We start from the raw sequence: 16664 nt of genomic DNA, 5'->3' as shown, positions 1-16664 counted from the left end.
CCACTCCCAGCTTCCTAGATATAAATTTCTTTTCCTTGTTCAACAAACTCCTCTGATTTCTCCTGCATTCCTTTTTCGGCTTCGGCTACATCGCGAATTTCCTGAGAGATTTTCATGGAGCAGAATTTTGGTCCGCACATCGAGCAGAAATGCGCTACTTTAGCACCATCAGCCGGTAAGGTTTCATCATGAAATTCGCGTGCCGTATCCGGATCTAATGACAAGTTGAATTGATCTTCCCATCGGAATTCAAAACGCGCTTTGCTCAACGCATTGTCACGATACTGAGCTCCCGGATGTCCTTTGGCCAAATCGGCAGCATGAGCCGCAATTTTATAAGTGATCACACCGTCTTTTACGTCTTTTTTGTTGGGTAAACCAAGGTGTTCTTTTGGAGTTACATAACACAACATCGCACAGCCATACCAGCCAATCATTGCTGCTCCAATAGCTGAGGTAATGTGGTCGTAACCCGGAGCGATATCAGTAGTTAATGGTCCTAAAGTATAAAATGGCGCTTCAGAACAGTGTTCCAATTGTTTATCCATGTTTTCTTTAATCATGTGCATAGGCACGTGTCCCGGTCCTTCTATAAATACCTGTACATCATGTTTCCAGGCAATTTTTGTCAGTTCGCCTAAAGTTTCTAATTCGGCGAATTGTGCAGCGTCATTGGCATCAGCAATAGAGCCCGGACGCAAACCATCACCAAGGGAGAAAGCCACGTCATATTGTTTCATGATTTCGCAAATTTCTTCAAAATGCGTGTATAAAAAGTTTTCTTTGTGGTGAAACAAACACCATTTGGCCATAATCGAACCACCACGCGATACAATTCCAGTCACACGATTTGCAGTTAAATGGATGTATCTTAAAAGAACTCCGGCGTGAATTGTGAAATAAGAAACGCCTTGTTCTGCTTGTTCGATTAGTGTATCACGGAAAACTTCCCATGTTAAATCTTCGGCAATTCCGTTTACTTTTTCAAGAGCCTGATAAATTGGAACAGTACCAATTGGTACAGGCGAATTTCTAATAATCCATTCTCTGGTTTCGTGGATGTTTTTTCCGGTCGATAAATCCATAATCGTATCAGCTCCCCAACGGCAAGCCCAAACGGCTTTTTCTACTTCTTCTTCGATAGAGGAGGTTACGGCACTATTCCCGATATTAGCATTGATTTTTACCAGAAAATTACGCCCTACAATCATCGGCTCACTTTCCGGATGATTGATGTTGTTAGGAATAATGGCACGACCGGCGGCAATTTCGCTTCGAACAAATTCGGCTGTGATTTTGCTTTTTGGAGTATTAGCTCCAAAACTATGTCCCGGGTGCTGACATTGCATGGCTTTGGTTTGCTTTTCTAATTGCTCGATACGCTGATTTTCACGAATGGCAATATACTCCATTTCGGGAGTGATGATTCCTTTTTTGGCATAATGTAATTGGGTAACATTTGCTCCTTTTTTAGCACGCATCGGTTTGTGCAGGTATTCAAATCGCAAATGATTTAATTTTTCATCATGCAGGCGTTCTTTTCCGTAATTAGAAGTGATTTCAGTTAATTCTTCTACATCACCACGATCTAAAATCCATTGTTCGCGAATACGTGGTAAACCTTTTCGAACATCGATTTCAATATTTGCATCGGTGTACGGACCTGAAGTATCATAAACAGTTACAGCAGGATTATGTTCAACACCGCCTCTTGACAATTTAGTATCTGATAATTTGATTTCGCGCATCGCCACTTTTATCGGGTGGATTTCTCCATCGATATATACTTTGGTCGAATTTGGAAAAGGTTGTCTGGATATTTGTTCTTCGTTTGTCATATTTTTTTTAATTATGAGTTATGCATTTTGTATAACTTCTGGTTTTGTATTGGTAATTTTTTATTACTTGAGTATAATTGGAATTTGAGATTTATTCTGAGGCTTCGGGATTGGGATTTTCACATTAACCACCTTGCGTGGCAGAAATAATGAGGATGTCGTCACTTTCGGACAGGAGATGACTGTCCCAATTGGATTTTGGGATCACGTTACTGTTTATGGCCACAGCAATGCCATTTTGTTTTTGTGGAATTTCAATATCGAGCAGTGCTTGGATGCTTAGTGCATTTGCCTGAAATTGTTTGATTTGGTTGTTGATTTTTAGTTCCATTCCTTCATTTTTTAGATAAAAAATACTTTAGGAATGGCTACAATTGCCCAAAAAATGGGACTATGGAAGTCATCTTACTTTTCCCTACGCTGGTATTAACCAGATCAGGTTCAGAGGGTAAAATCTCAGCCTGCGATTGCAGACACCCCTAAAGTGTGAGACAAATGTAATGAAAAAGTTAGAAATAAGATTTTAGAAGTTAGAAGTTTAACAATTTTATATTGAATACTTCTAAACTGAACACTGTTTACTGGTTTCTTGTCCAGCAACTTTCAATATGGTCATTAACCATTCCTGTTGCCTGCATGTGTGCATAAACGACAGTAGAACCTACAAATTTAAATCCTCTTTTCTTTAAATCCTTACTAATCGCATCCGAAAGTGGAGTAGTAGCAGTAACCTCTTTTAATGTTTTAGGTTTATTGTCAATGGGTTTCCCATCAGTAAAAGCCCAGATATATTTAGAAAAACTACCAAATTCTTCCTGAATTTTAATAAAATTTTGTGCGTTAGTTACTGCCGAATATACCTTCAGTTTGTTGCGAATAATACCTGCGTCCAAAAGCAATTCCTGAATTTTAGCATCAGAATATTGCGCTATTTTTTGGTAATCGAAATGATCAAATGCCTTGCGGAAGTTTTCTCTTTTAGATAAAATCGTGTACCAGCTCAATCCTGCCTGAAAGGTTTCCAGAAGTAAAAATTCGAATAAAGTAGCATCATCATACACCGGTTTTCCCCATTCTTCATCATGGTATTTTCTATATAAATCGTCTTTTTCGCACCAGGCACAACGTATTTTGTTTTCCATAATTAGTTATTATTAAGGTATTTTTCAATAAGGTGATGTCCTAAATAAATTAATGGTGTTAAAGCAATAGCCAGTATTAATTTAAAACTATAGCCTGTTATTGACATGTTGAAGTATTGGTTAGTGGTAATTTTACCTGTAAGCCAAAACGCAATTCCTGAAACGATAAAACTATCAATAAGTTGGGATATTAAGGTAGAACCTGTACTTCGAAGCCATATCATTTTTTTTCCGGTTTTATTTCGTAAAAACCAAAAGATAGAAACATCAATAAGTTGAGAAGCTAAAAAAGCAATAATACTGGCCACCATTATGAACATACCTTGTCCAAAGACGGCATAGAATTGCTCGTCATTAACTGTTTCTTTAGTAATAAAAGCAGGGATTTTTGTGCCAATGAAAAGAATTAGAATGCAATAAGCAATGAGTCCTGCGGTAATAAAAGACAGTTTTTTAACCCCGTCTTTTCCAAAATGTTCATTGATAATATCAGTTGTAATAAAAACAATGGGCCAGGGAAGGATTCCCAGACTCATAATAAAGGGGCCAATCTGAATGAGTTTTCCGCCTATTAATTCGGCTACAATGGCATTAGTTATAAATATTCCGGCAAGGATTAGATAAACCGTGTCTTTTTTGGATTGAAACATTTCAAGGGATTTGATTCAACCAAATTTAGTTTTTTATTTCAAATTGGATAATGCAACAAAAGTTAAATTCAAAAAAAATCCCATTCGAATGAACAAATGGGATTTAATATAATTATAATTGAATTAGATTAACCTAAAGCAACTCTTTTGAAACCTGAAATTTCAACATTGAATCCTTTAACATAATCACCTACTTTTTTACTGTCATCTTTGATGAAGTTTTGATCTAGTAAAGCTTTTTCCTGATCTAAAGTAGTGTTGTCAGAGATGAAACGTTGAATTTTTCCAGGAATAATTTTATCCCAAATTTGTTCTGGTTTACCTTCTGCTTTTAATTCAGCTTTAGCATCTTCTTCAGCTTGTTTTAAAACTTCTTCCGTTAATTGAGAGTAAGAAATATATTTAGGAACATTTTTTAAAGTTTTTCCTAAACGTTTTGCTTCTTCATTATCTTTTTCGATTACAGCAATACGAGCAGCAAGTTCAGAAGCAACGAAAGCAGGATCAAAATCTTTGTAAGATAATGTATCAGCTCCCATAGAAGCAACTTGCATAGAGATGTCTTTAGTTAAAACATCACCATTAGCAATAGGAGCAGAAATTGCAGTTAATGCAGCAATTTTGTTCACGTGAACATAAGATCCAACGAAAGCGCCTTCTAAGATTTCAAAACCACCGATTTCGATTTTTTCACCAATAACACCAGTTTGCTCAATTAATTTTTCAGCAACAGTGATTCCGTTGAAATCTGAAGCTAAAAATTCTTCTTTAGAAGAGAAATTGATTGCTTTTTCCACTAATTCCTTAGCTAAAGCTACGAAACTTTCATTTTTACCTACGAAATCTGTTTCGCAGTTTAAAGTAATGATAGCGCCTTTAGTTTTGTCAGCATTAATAAAAGAAACAGCAGCTCCTTCAGAAGACTCACGGTCAGAACGGTTATCAGCCACTTTTTGACCTTTTTCTCTAAGGTTTTGTATCGCTTTATCGAAATCTCCGTCAGCTTCAACTAAAGCTTTTTTACAGTCCATCATTCCGGCACCTGTAGATTGTCTTAATTTATTTACGTCTGCAGCAGTAATTGTTGCCATAATATATCTTGTGTTTTAATGTTAAAAGTAAAAATTCCAATCTTCAAATCCCAAATCCCAACGTTATCAGATCGTTAATATCTGATTTTGGAATTTGGAATTTAAAACTTGGAATTTAAAAATTTATTTATTCTTCAGTTGCCGGAGCAGCAGTTTCAGTTGCTACAGGAGCTTCTTCAGTTGCAACAGCTTCAGTAGTTTCAGCAGTTTCTTTTTCAGAACCTCTATCAGAAAGTCCTTCGATAACTGCAGCAGTTACTAAAGATAAAATTTTATCGATTGATTTAGAAGCATCATCATTGGCTGGGATAACGTAATCTACTTCACGTGGATCAGAGTTAGTATCAACCATTGCGAAAACTGGAATGTTTAATTTTTGTGCTTCTTTTATTGCGATGTGCTCAGCTTTGATATCTACTACGAACAATGCAGCTGGAAGTCTGGACATATCAGCGATTGAACCTAAGTTTTTTTCTAATTTAGCACGAAGACGATCTACTTGTAAACGCTCTTTTTTAGACAACGTGTTAAAAGTACCATCTTTCTTCATTTTATCAATAGAAGACATTTTTTTAACTGCTTTACGGATAGTAACAAAGTTTGTTAACATTCCACCAGGCCATCTTTCAGTGATGTAAGGCATGTTTGCAGCAGCTGCTTTTTCAGCAACGATGTCTTTTGCTTGTTTTTTGGTAGCAACAAATAATATTTTTCTACCTGATGCAGCAATTTTTTTCAAAGCTTCATTAGCTTCTTCGATTTTAGCTGCAGTTTTATATAGGTTGATAATGTGAATACCATTACGCTCCATATAAATGTAAGGAGCCATGTTTGGATCCCATTTTCTAGTCATGTGTCCAAAGTGAACACCTGCTTCTAGTAATTCTTTTACTTCTACTTTGTTTGACATTTTTTGTACTAGTTTACGTTCTGTTGAGTAAGCAATGCATGAATGGCGGTTTTCCGGCTAAATGCATTTAGATGCTAAACTAATTTCTCACCTCAGTGAGACAACAACAACATTGTTTAAATTCAATAATAAATTCAATAAAGTCTTGCTCCTGTGAACAAGACAGGCAATATTAACGTTTAGAGAATTGGAATCTCTTACGAGCTTTCTTCTGACCGAATTTCTTACGTTCAACCATTCTTGGATCTCTTGTTAATAAACCTTCTGGCTTCAAAACTCCTCTGTTTTCAGCATTTACTTCACACATTGCGCGAGCGATTGCCATTCTTACAGCTTCAGCTTGTCCAGTTACACCACCTCCGTAAACATTTACTTTTACGTCAAAGTTAGATGCGTTTTCTGTCATAGACATTGGTTGCATTACTTTGTACTGTAAAGTAGCTGTAGGGAAATAAGTTGCAAATTCTTTTTTGTTTACAGTGATTACTCCTGTTCCTTCTGAAACGTAAACACGTGCAACAGCGGTTTTTCTTCTACCGATTTTGTGAATAACTCCCATTACTTAAGATCGTTTAGGTTAACAGTTCTTGGTTTTTGGGCAGCTTGTTTGTGCTCAGAACCAACAACAACATTTAAATTTCTGAAAAGTTCAGCTCCTAATTTATTTTTAGGTAACATTCCTTTTACTGCTTTTTCTACTAAAGATGCAGGGTTTTTTGCTTGCAATACTTTAGCAGTTAAAGTTCTTTGTCCTCCTGGATAACCTGTATGACGCATGTAAATCTTTTCGTCCATTTTGTTACCTGTAAGGTTGATTTTCTCTGAGTTGATAACAATTACGTTATCTCCACAGTCCACGTGTGGGGTATAGCTTGGCTTGTACTTTCCTCTTAAAATCATAGCGACTTTAGAAGCAAGACGTCCTAAGTTATGACCCTCTGCATCTACAACGATCCACTCTTTAGTAGAGTTTGCCTTTGTAGTTGAAATTGTCTTGTAGCTTAATGCGTTCACAATAAAAATTTTTTAATTAAACATTCCATCCCCAATAAAGGGGTTGCAAAAGTACAATTAATTATTTTAAAACCAAATACCTTAAATGAATAATTTTTTTCTGGTTTTGTGCTGATAATCAAATGAATATTTATGGCGTGTTACGCTTCTTGTTTTTTATAATTCCGTTTACGCTTTTGGTTCTAAAATTATCATACATTTGATTTGAAAAAGAATTTGATTATCTTGCAATCTTGCAATGGAAAGAAAAAGGCACAATCGGATTTTTTTTAATGTAATAAGGGTATGTTTTTTTCTAAAAAAAAGAGGTAGCAATCCACTAAAAGTAAGACAATAATTCATTATGAAAGTTAAAGCAACACTGAAGCAAATTGCAAAAGAACTGAATGTTTCTGTTTCTACAGTTTCTAAAGCACTCAATGATAGTCCGGAGATTAGTAGCCAAACCAAGATTAAGATTAAGGAGTATGCTAAACTCAAAAATTACAAGCCCAATATCATTGGTTTGAATTTAAAAAACAGAAAGACAAAAACGATAGGGGTTATTATTCCGAATATTTTGAATTCTTTTTTTGCCAAAGTTTTTAGTGGTATCGAAAAAGTAGCGGATGAAAAAGGCTATAATGTGATTACCTGTATTTCGAATGAATCTTTAGTTAAAGAAATCAATACCCTGGAAATGTTGAGTAACGGGACAACTGATGGTTTTATATTATCCGTATCTCAGGAAGCTCAAAAACTTCAGGATTATTCTCATTTTATCGATATTATTAATGAAGGAACACCAATTGTCATGTTTGACCGTATTGCGGATGAAGTAGAATGTGACAAAGTAGTGGTCGATGATTATGATTCTGCCTTAAATGTTACCCAGCGATTAATTGATACAGGTTGTAAAAATATTGCACTGATCTCTTCCGTAGATGATTTAAGTGTGGGTAAATTAAGAACCCAAGGTTATCTGAAAGCCTTAGCCGATAATGGAATTGCCGTAAATGAAAATATTATTCTTCGCACCAATTCTGAAGAGGATATGAAAAAAAGAATTGATGCTATTTTCGAAAACAATACAATCGATGGTGTTTTTGCTTTAGACGAACGTGATTCGGTTGCAGCATTGAAAGTCGGCATTAAAAAAGGTTATAAAATCCCTGAAGAATTATCCATAATTGGGTTTGCCGACGGAATTTTAGCTTCCAGACGATTAACACCAAGTTTGAGTACCGTAAGTCAGCACGGAGTAGAAATTGGAGAAGTTGCAGCTCAATTACTGATTCAGCGTTTAGAAGCCGATGAAGAAAATGAATTGCCTTATCAAACGGTGATTATCAAAACCAATCTAAAAGAAAGAGAATCTTCCCGAACCAAAAAAAAATCCATTTCTAAGAAATAAAGAAATGGATTTTTTTGTGTCGGTTTTGACTAAATTACTTGAATTTTTTAAATTATCAGATAGATTTATTCAATTTTCAAAAATTCTTTTTTTATAAATTCAATTGCTTCTTTGTAATAATCATTATTCCAATTTCCGATTTCAATATTAGTTTCGAAATTGCCTAAGCATATTATTTCACAATCTGGATCTAATATAATTCGAAACTCTGTTTTTCCATCTTCGAAAATCGCATAACTATCATCAGGAAATGTTCTTAATCCATCTTTTTCTCTGTAATATTTTAATTTTTTGAAAACTTCAGGTAATTCTTTTTGAATTTCTCGATATAAATCTTTTCCAAATCGATTGTATCTAGTTGTTAAATCTTCAGATTTTTCTTCGATATATTTTGAATGATCACCTAATAATTCTGTTTCCATTATTAATCGTTTTTCGGGATAATTTCGTTTTAATCAAATAGTTTATTGCTGTTGAAATCTGAACACTGCCCACTTCCTTAATGAGCCTCCAGCCAGTCTTTCCCCATTCCTAAATCAACCACCAGAGGAACTTCTAATTTAAAAGCGTTTTCCATTTCGGCTTTAATCATCGGTTGGATTTTTTCTAATTCGGAGTTGTGAACATCAAACACAAGCTCATCATGAACCTGTAATAACATCTTTGATTTCCATCCCGAACCATCGGGATTCGGCGAAGTCAACTTATTATGGATGTTAATCATTGCAATTTTGATAATATCAGCTGCTGATCCCTGAATAGGAGCATTCACGGCATTTCGCTCCGCACCGCCACGTACAACAGCGTTTTGCGAATTGATATCTTTTAAATAACGGCGGCGACCTAAAATCGTTTGCACATAACCATGATCACGGGCAAAATCAATTTGTTCGCCGATATAGGATTTCAGTCTTGGATATGATTTATAATACGCATCAATCAAATCGGCGCTTTCAGAGCGGGAAAGATTCGTCTGATTCGAAAGTCCAAATGCCGAAACACCATAAATAATTCCGAAGTTCACTGTTTTAGCATGACTACGTTGTTCACGGGTTACTTCTTCAAGTGGCACATTAAAAACTTTAGAAGCAGTCGATCTGTGGATGTCTTCATTGTTTTGGAACGCCTTAATCATATTTTCTTCGCCACTTAATGCTGCAATTACACGCAATTCTATTTGAGAATAATCGGCAGAAACTAAGGTGTAGTTTTCATCACGGGCAATAAAAGCTTTACGGATCAATCGTCCTCTTTCGGTACGGATAGGAATGTTTTGCAAGTTGGGATTATTCGAACTCAAACGTCCCGTTGCCGCAACAGTTTGCATATAATCCGTATGAACACGTCCGGTTTTTGTGTCAACCTGGTTTGGTAAGGCATCAATGTAAGTACTTTGTAATTTCACCATTTGGCGCCATTCCAGAATATCACGTACAATTTCGTGTTCGTTAGATAGATAACTCAGGACTTCTTCGCCGGTGGCATATTGGCCTGTTTTGGTTTTCTTTTGTTTGGCACCGCCTATTTTCATTTTGTCAAATAAAATATCCCCAAGTTGTTTTGGCGAAGCCAAATTGAATTTCTCGCCCGCGGTTTCGTATATTTTTTGTTCCAAAGCCTTGCTTTCAACAGCCATTTCGACCGACATGCTTTTTAAAAAAGGAACATCTAAGTTGATTCCTTCGGTTTCCATTGCTGCCAGAACAGGGATTAGCGGAATTTCGATTTCGTCAAATAATTTTTGAGTAGCTGTTTTGTCTAATTCTACAGCAAATAATTCTTTTAATTGAAAAGTTACATCGGCATCTTCGGCAGCATATTCTTTAATGTCTTCCAATGCTACTTCGCGCATTGATTTTTGATTTTTTCCTTTTTTACCAATTAGATCTTCAATGGATTTAGGCGAATATTTTAAATAAGTTTCCGATAAAATATCCATGTTATGACGCATATCCGGATTGATCAGATAATGCGCAATCATGGTGTCGAATAATTTTCCGGCTACGCGAATGCCATAATTCGATAATATTTTTAAATCGTACTTGATATTTTGACCAATTTTTTCGATGGTTTCGTTTTCGAAAAAAGGAACGAATTTCTCCGCCAAAGCTCGTGCTTCTTCCTGATTTTCCGGAAACGGAACGTAAAAACCTTTTCCTTTTTCGTAGGAAAAAGAGATTCCCACTAATTCCGCATGTAATGCATCCAGTCCTGTGGTTTCGGTATCAAAGCAAACAGAAGTTTGTTTTTCTAAATTTTGCAATAACAATCGAAGCCCTAAATCGCCCTGAATAATCTGGTACGAATGAGGCGTGCTTTCTAAGGTGCTATAAAATTGAAGGTGTGATATTTCGCTGTCGTGAGTAGGAAGTGTGCTTGAAAAAAGGTCAAATTGCTCTTCGTTTTTAGGCGAAGGTTTTTTGTATAACTTCGTTTCGTCAACAGCAGCTGTTTCATTTTGGGGAGCCTGTGACGGACTTTTGAAAATGGTATCAAATTGTTCTGCCATTCTTCTAAACTCCAATTCATGAAATAAAGCATCCGTTTTTTCTACGTCCGGAGTTGAAAGTTCGTAATCTGTTTCGTTAAAGGCTACAGGGCAATCAATGCAGATAGTAGCTAGTTTTTTCGATAATAATCCTAATTCGGCATTCGCTTCAATTTTTTCTTTTAAAGCACCTTTAAGTTGATGTGTATTTGCTAATAAATTTTCGAGTGAACCAAATTCAGCCAGGAATTTTTTAGCCGTTTTTTCACCCACACCCGGTAATCCCGGGATATTATCGGCAGAATCGCCCATCATTCCCAAATAATCAATTACTTGTTCCGGTCTTTCGATTTCAAATTTTGCTAAAACTTCCGGAATACCCCAAATTTCGATTCCGTTCCCCATACGGGCAGGTTTGTACATGAAAATATTTTCGGAAACTAACTGGGCAAAATCTTTATCAGGAGTAACCATAAAGACTTTATAGTTTTGTTTTTCAGCCTGCTTGGCAATTGTCCCAATCAAATCATCGGCTTCATAACCCGCTTCTTCAATAATGGGAATATGCATGGCGTTTAGCAACGCCTGAATGTAAGGAATTGCAATTTTAATAGCTTCAGGTGTAGCGTCACGGTGGGCTTTGTATTCCGGATAGAGTTCGTTACGCATATCGCTGCCGCCTTTGTCAAAAGCTACCGCCAGATGATCCGGTCTTTCACGCTTGATGACATCCATTAACGAATTCATAAATCCCATAATGGCCGATGTATCCATACCCTTAGAATTGATTCTTGGATTTTTAATAAAGGCATAATAGCCTCTAAAAATTAAAGCATAGGCATCGAGTAGAAAAAGACGTTTTTGAGCTGACATATTGAAATAATTTGGATGTAAAAATAAACAAAGGTTTTTAAATACATTGTTTTTTCCCGGTTCATTCTGTGTCTTTTTAGCAGAGTTTAATTATTTGGGCGTGCCAGCAGCTAGAGAAAGGGGCAAAATTAATTTACGGTGATTCGCCCCTTTCTCTAGCTGCTGTCGTGCTATCCGCGCTACTTCGGTAGCCAGCTCCTATCACTCACGCGGTTGAAGACAAAGAATGGTATTTTGTGTATTCCATTTACATTCTCAATCTTGTCATCCCGTAGAATGAGGGATCTCATCAAGTAGCTCATTTGTTTTCCTACAAGGTCTTTTTTTAGACCTTGTAGGAATTTAAATTGAAAAACAAACTTATACCTACAGGGTTTTTGTAAACCTTGCAGGATTTAATAATCGAAATTGGTATTGAATTTTGTGTTGAATGAACCGCGTTGCAAACGCTTTGTTTTGTTTTTTTAAGAAAGTAGGCACTCGATGCAATCGAGCGCCAGATGGGAATTAAAATCTTTTAGAATTATTTATTATATAATTTACAATTTCAGCTTCTTTTTGTTTGTTCTGAATATTGATAGCCTCGGATATACTTATTACCTTGCTCGAAAAAGAAGTATTTATAATAGTTGCGGTTTTATGTTGTATAATAGAAAATTTTTCTGAACAAATATATTCTGTATCAGAAGGAAAATTTATAGTCAATTGTTCTGACTTAATTTCTATTATATTTTTATCTTTCATGTAATTTTAACTCTCTAATGTGATTACAGCTTGTTCTTCTAAAGTTGATAAAGCTTGTAATGATTTGCTGCTTTTTGGTTTTGCAGTTTTTAAATCTTTTTTTACTAATTTACCATTATTTTTTCTCTCTGCAAAATTAGTAAAAAAAGATAAATATCTATTAGGTGAAACTCCATCAAAAATTAAAATTTTTACTTTATTATTACTGTCTTCTTTTTCACTCATTGCATCTTCATGTAAAGTTAGACATAAACTTTTTACATAAGGTTCAATGTAATATACTTCTTTAATTCCAGCAGCGATAATATGTCTTGCACAATTGTGACAAGGGTAAGTAGTACAAAATAAACGGCTACCTATTAATTTATCGCCTGTAGTTAATGCACCCTGAATTATTGCATGCATTTCGGCATGAACAGAGCGAGAAAACTCTATAAGATCTTTAACTTTTGTGTTTTTAATAATCTTTTCTTTTAATCTGAATTCAATGTTTGATGACTTTTTTAATTCTTCAAATTCTTCATCATTAAGAATAGATTCAACAATATTATCTACTACTTTAGATTTTTGAAAATCATTACTACAGAATTCATGATTAAAACATCTTTGATCATTTTCAGTATTTGAAGTATATAAATTCCCACCATACTTAGGAACGTCATTCCAGCCGATAGATAGTACATTTTCTTTGTCATCAACTATACAAGCACCGACTTGTCTAGACAGGCATGCTGAATTTCCAGCAGCAGCTTTGGCATTATACATTGCAATTTCTTCAATTGTAGGAGTGATAATTGAAGTTTCAAATACTAAATGTAGAAATCTAGAAATTTTATGATCTATTTTTGGAATATTGCCTTTGCTTACTCTAATGAATAAATCTCCTTCTACAAAAACATCTCTAACATTTTGACCATATTTATAGTTTTGTCTATCATCAATTTCAATAATTTCTTCAATTTCCGTATTTTTAAAATTCTTCGTTTTAAGGTTTGCTTTTCTGTCTTCTAATGATGAAAACACACTAATTAGATAAAAGTTTTCAGAGTATATTTTTCTTAATAAATAAAGTTCTTCTTTAGTCTTAATAGAATCAATAATGTAACAGACTCTTCTTGATTCATAATCTGTTGATTTGGGATTTTGATCTTTTAAACCTTTTTGTTCTTTTGTTTTAGCAACTCTATCAACATGTATTTTTTTTACAGCATATTCTGCGAGCCTTTCATTATTATTATGTTTTCTAATTATATTTCCTTTATTAATTTTGTTGTAATATTCAGAAAAAATAGCGCTAGCATTCGTACGAACTTTAGGGATTTCATTTTTTTCTTCTTCAGTAAATTCATACTCTTCAATGAACTCACTTAACTTAAGTATTTTAACCTCTTCGTATTGATAATCAGTCTCTATTTTATATTTTAAGTTTTCTAAGACTTTTTCTTTTAGTGAACCAATTGGAGAACAAATACCAATAATAAGTTCTTCAGTTAATGTTTTTTCAAATTTTTCTAATGTTGATTTACTATTTTCAGATTTAAATAGAGTTGGAGATTTTATTGCAAGTTCACCCATGTTTTTATCTAGTTTTTGGTTGTTAATTTGAGTTTTTTTAAGTTACAGAAAACTACAATCTCAATTGTTAGATTTGTGTCTAATTTATTTGTTGTTTGTTTTCTCAAATATATTAAAATATTCTTACAAAATTAATTATGAAATCAAATCGTAATTATTAGCCCTGATCGCAGCGGCATCCTTTTTATTTTGTCCTTCGATCCTTCCATGAACTCTGGACAGGCTAAGCTCAGGATGACAAAATAAAAAGATAGAGCGGAGAGCAGGAGAGAACATGATGAAATGTTTTATCATTCTGCTCCTAAAAAACAGGGTATCAAGTTAAAGTTTGTTTAAGATTTTCTAAATTATGGGGAAGATGTTGTTATTTTGTGTAAAAAATATAAAATGGGTTTTAGATTGCTGTTTTTTGTAGTTTTTCTTTTTGTGATAGAATTGTATGCTTTTCAGGCTGTTAAAACCGTATTGAAAGAGCGATGGTTTTTAGTTGCTTATGGTATATTAAGTTTGGCGGTTTTAGTTTATATCGTTTATTCTTTCAGCACTTTTGATCGTTCGGTGGGACAAACGCATAACACTATGTTTATGATGGGGCTAATGCTGGTAGTTTATGTTCCTAAAATTGTGTTGGCCATTGTTTTATTAGGTGAAGATATTTTTAGAGTAGGAGCGAGTGTGGTTAATTATTGTATGTATAATTCGCCACGGAGTGAAATAATGCCTGACAGACGCAGGTTTATAAGTCAGTTGGGTTTAGGTCTGGCTGCTATTCCGTTTTTGTCGTTGCTGTATGGGGTGACCATTGGGAAATACAATTATAAGGTGATTAAACAACGTATTTTTTTTCCTGATTTGCCCGATGCGTTTGATGGTTTTAAGATAACTCAAATTTCGGATGTGCATTCCGGAAGTTTTGATAATCCGGAGAAAATTAATTATGCTATTGACCTGATTAATGAGCAGGATTCGGATATGATTTTGTTTACGGGTGATATTGTCAATACGCATGCTACTGAAATGCATCCGTGGATTGAGACTTTTAAACGGATTAAAAAACACGAATACGGTAAATATTCTGTTCTGGGGAATCATGATTATGGCGAATATGTAAGTTGGCCAACGGAAGCTGATAAAGCCCAAAATTTTAAAGATATTAAAGATTTGTACAGCCAGATTGATTTTAAACTGCTGTTGAACGAACATACATTTATCGAAAGAAATGATGCTAAAATTGCCTTAGTAGGTGTTGAAAACTGGGGGAATAATTTTAAGAAAGCAGGTGATTTAAATAAAGCTTCGGAGGCTTTAGGCGAAAAAGATTTTAAAATCCTGATGAGTCATGATCCAAGTCATTGGGATTTTGAAGTAAAAGAGCATGCAAAGAATTTTCATTTAACCTTTTCAGGGCATACCCACGGAATGCAGTTTGGTATTGAAATTCCGGGTTATTTTAAATGGAGTTTAGCACAATATGTCTATGCACAATGGGCAGGTTTGTATGAGCATTTAGGTCGTTATGTGTATGTAAACAGGGGTTTTGGTTTTCATGCTTACCCGGGCAGAGTAGGAATTATGCCTGAAATTACGGTTATCGAACTAAAAAAAGGGGATAAAGTAGCATAATTAGTTAAAAATGCTACATTTGTATGTAAGAAAAGATTATTTTTTCTTAGATTTAAAAAAATTAATTCGTTGGTTTTATGTCAAAATTTGGAGAACTTATAAGTGCACATGTACCTGTGTTAATTGATTTTTACACAGATTGGAATGAATCTTCGGTTTCTATGCACGATGTTATTAGAGATGTTGCTGCTGCTCTGGGTGACAAAGCAAAAGTAATAAAGATTGATGTGGATAAAAATCAAGAACTTGCCGAAGCATTAAGAATTAAAGGATTGCCTACTTTGATGGTGTATAAAAACGGTCAGATGGTTTGGCGACAATCCGGAGAATTAGATGCTAATTCGCTAATAAGCATTGTTCAGGAGCAGATTTAGGTTTTTATAGTTTCGAAAGAAAAGTTATTTTCTGCTAAGTATTGAAGTACTCTGGGCAATACATATTCCAGGTTTTTGAAAGCTTTTACACTATCGTGAAATACGATTATACTTCCTGATTGGGTATTACTGATTACATTATTCAGGCATTTTTCCTTAGTGATGCTTTGGTCAAAATCAGCACTAAGCACATCCCACATTATTATTTTATAGCCTTTTTGTCTGAGTTTTTTAGCTTGGGCTCTTTTTATTTTGCCGTAAGGTGGGCGGAAGATTTTAGATTTTAGTCCCGAAATATCGGGATTGATTTTAGATTGTAGATTTGAAATAGCCGCTTCGCATAATTCGAAATTTTCTATATATTTTTTGTCTTCTGTTTTCCAACCGTTTAAATGATTGAAAGTGTGGTTTCCTGTCGCGTGACCACTCTCGATTATTTTGTTGAAGATTTCCGGATGTTGTTCTATGTTTTTTCCAATGCAAAAAAAAGTAGCTTTGGCATTATATCGCTCCAATTGATCTAAAACCCATGTTGTTATTTCAGGCGTTGGTCCGTCATCAAACGTAAGGTAGATTTTGTTTTCATTATTAGGAATGTCCCAAACATAGTTAGAAAATAGTTTTTTAATAACGCGATTTGTTTTAACCCAATAAGCTTTCATTTGTAAATAAGGTGTGATGTTAAAGAGACATTTGGATGTTATGATTAATTTGGTTAACTAATTTTCTTTTTTGCTTGATCAAAAAAGAAACAAAAAAATCAAGTCTTACACTTCCTCGTCGGTCAAATTAGTTTTCGAATACTAAAAGAAAATAACTCGCTACGCTCAAACAGATTTTCTTTTTACGTATTCTTCAAACATTTGACACTCGACTGCGGAAGCTAAGGACATTTGACGCTTGAAAAAACTATAAAAATCATTTGAATTGATGCAGATATAAGACTATG

The 16664-nt window shown here is 34.7% G+C and carries 16 protein-coding genes and 1 riboswitch; of the genes, 3 read left to right on the top strand and 13 right to left on the bottom strand.

The genetic code is table 11. The annotated features are described in order from the left end of the window. Positions 1-14: 14 nt before the first annotated feature. From thiC to rplM, 8 genes are all read right to left on the bottom strand, one after another. The gene (thiC, locus tag BUB89_RS02810; protein ID WP_073241637.1) at positions 15-1838 is read right to left on the bottom strand and encodes a phosphomethylpyrimidine synthase ThiC; all 1824 of its coding nucleotides are present in this window, start codon (positions 1836-1838) and stop codon (positions 15-17) included. Positions 1839-1962: 124 nt separating this feature from the next. Next, a complete protein-coding gene (gene thiS, locus BUB89_RS02805) occupies positions 1963-2169 on the bottom strand; it encodes a sulfur carrier protein ThiS (RefSeq protein WP_073241635.1) in 207 nt (68 codons plus the stop codon). A gap of 64 nt (positions 2170-2233) precedes the next feature. Then, positions 2234-2329: riboswitch (TPP riboswitch) on the bottom strand. 87 nt (positions 2330-2416) lie between these two features. Beyond that, entirely contained in the window at positions 2417-2980 is a 564-nt protein-coding gene (locus BUB89_RS02800) for a DNA-3-methyladenine glycosylase I (RefSeq protein ID WP_073241633.1), read from the bottom strand. Between the two features lie 2 nt (positions 2981-2982). Further along, positions 2983-3630, bottom strand: a complete 648-nt coding sequence (locus BUB89_RS02795) for a queuosine precursor transporter (protein ID WP_073241630.1) — start codon at positions 3628-3630, stop codon at positions 2983-2985. A 128-nt stretch (positions 3631-3758) separates the two neighbouring features. Continuing rightward, complete coding sequence (gene tsf, locus BUB89_RS02790) at positions 3759-4721, bottom strand: translation elongation factor Ts (protein ID WP_073241628.1); 963 nt, start codon at positions 4719-4721, stop codon at positions 3759-3761. A gap of 127 nt (positions 4722-4848) precedes the next feature. After that, positions 4849-5631 carry a 30S ribosomal protein S2 gene (gene rpsB, locus BUB89_RS02785; protein ID WP_073241626.1) on the bottom strand — a complete coding sequence of 261 codons (783 nt, stop codon included), beginning with the start codon at positions 5629-5631 and terminating at the stop codon, positions 4849-4851. Positions 5632-5803: 172 nt separating this feature from the next. Continuing rightward, positions 5804-6190, bottom strand: coding sequence for a 30S ribosomal protein S9 (gene rpsI / locus BUB89_RS02780; RefSeq protein ID WP_024980376.1), 387 nt, complete (start codon positions 6188-6190; stop codon positions 5804-5806). Further along, positions 6190-6645 (bottom strand): 50S ribosomal protein L13, encoded by a 456-nt coding sequence (gene rplM / locus BUB89_RS02775; RefSeq protein WP_073241625.1) that lies wholly within the window; start codon positions 6643-6645, stop codon positions 6190-6192. Before rplM ends, rpsI begins: the two co-directional genes overlap by 1 nt. A 343-nt stretch (positions 6646-6988) precedes the next feature. On the opposite strand from rplM, the gene BUB89_RS02770 reads away from it, so the two are divergent. Continuing rightward, positions 6989-8038, top strand: a complete 1050-nt coding sequence (locus tag BUB89_RS02770) for a LacI family DNA-binding transcriptional regulator (RefSeq protein ID WP_073241623.1) — start codon at positions 6989-6991, stop codon at positions 8036-8038. Between the two features lie 65 nt (positions 8039-8103). Here BUB89_RS02770 and BUB89_RS02765 read toward each other — a convergent pair whose 3' ends face one another. The 4 genes from BUB89_RS02765 to BUB89_RS02750 form a co-directional block, all read right to left on the bottom strand. Further along, positions 8104-8460 (bottom strand): hypothetical protein, encoded by a 357-nt coding sequence (locus tag BUB89_RS02765; RefSeq protein WP_073241621.1) that lies wholly within the window; start codon positions 8458-8460, stop codon positions 8104-8106. A 77-nt stretch (positions 8461-8537) separates the two neighbouring features. Further along, the gene (polA, locus tag BUB89_RS02760; protein WP_073241618.1) at positions 8538-11399 is read right to left on the bottom strand and encodes a DNA polymerase I; all 2862 of its coding nucleotides are present in this window, start codon (positions 11397-11399) and stop codon (positions 8538-8540) included. Positions 11400-11906: 507 nt separating this feature from the next. Beyond that, complete coding sequence (locus BUB89_RS02755) at positions 11907-12143, bottom strand: hypothetical protein (RefSeq protein WP_073241616.1); 237 nt, start codon at positions 12141-12143, stop codon at positions 11907-11909. A gap of 6 nt (positions 12144-12149) precedes the next feature. Continuing rightward, positions 12150-13718 (bottom strand): anti-phage dCTP deaminase, encoded by a 1569-nt coding sequence (locus tag BUB89_RS02750; RefSeq protein WP_073241614.1) that lies wholly within the window; start codon positions 13716-13718, stop codon positions 12150-12152. 387 nt (positions 13719-14105) lie between these two features. Between BUB89_RS02750 and BUB89_RS02745 the strand changes: the two genes are divergently transcribed. Both BUB89_RS02745 and BUB89_RS02740 read left to right on the top strand, forming a co-directional pair. Then, positions 14106-15341: a metallophosphoesterase gene (locus tag BUB89_RS02745; RefSeq protein WP_073241612.1), complete on the top strand. Its 1236-nt coding sequence runs from the start codon at positions 14106-14108 to the stop codon at positions 15339-15341. Positions 15342-15418: 77 nt separating this feature from the next. Continuing rightward, complete coding sequence (locus BUB89_RS02740) at positions 15419-15715, top strand: thioredoxin family protein (protein WP_073241610.1); 297 nt, start codon at positions 15419-15421, stop codon at positions 15713-15715. Here BUB89_RS02740 and BUB89_RS02735 read toward each other — a convergent pair. After that, on the bottom strand, positions 15712-16377 hold the full coding sequence (locus BUB89_RS02735; protein WP_073241608.1) for a polysaccharide deacetylase family protein: 666 nt from the start codon (positions 16375-16377) through the stop codon (positions 15712-15714). The genes BUB89_RS02740 and BUB89_RS02735 overlap by 4 nt on opposite strands. Positions 16378-16664 lie beyond the last annotated feature (287 nt).

Source organism: Flavobacterium flevense, from assembly GCF_900142775.1.
Lineage (GTDB): Bacteria > Bacteroidota > Bacteroidia > Flavobacteriales > Flavobacteriaceae > Flavobacterium > Flavobacterium flevense.
The sequence above is the reverse complement of the archived record's forward strand: the minus strand, read 5'-3'. Positions and strand labels throughout refer to the sequence as shown.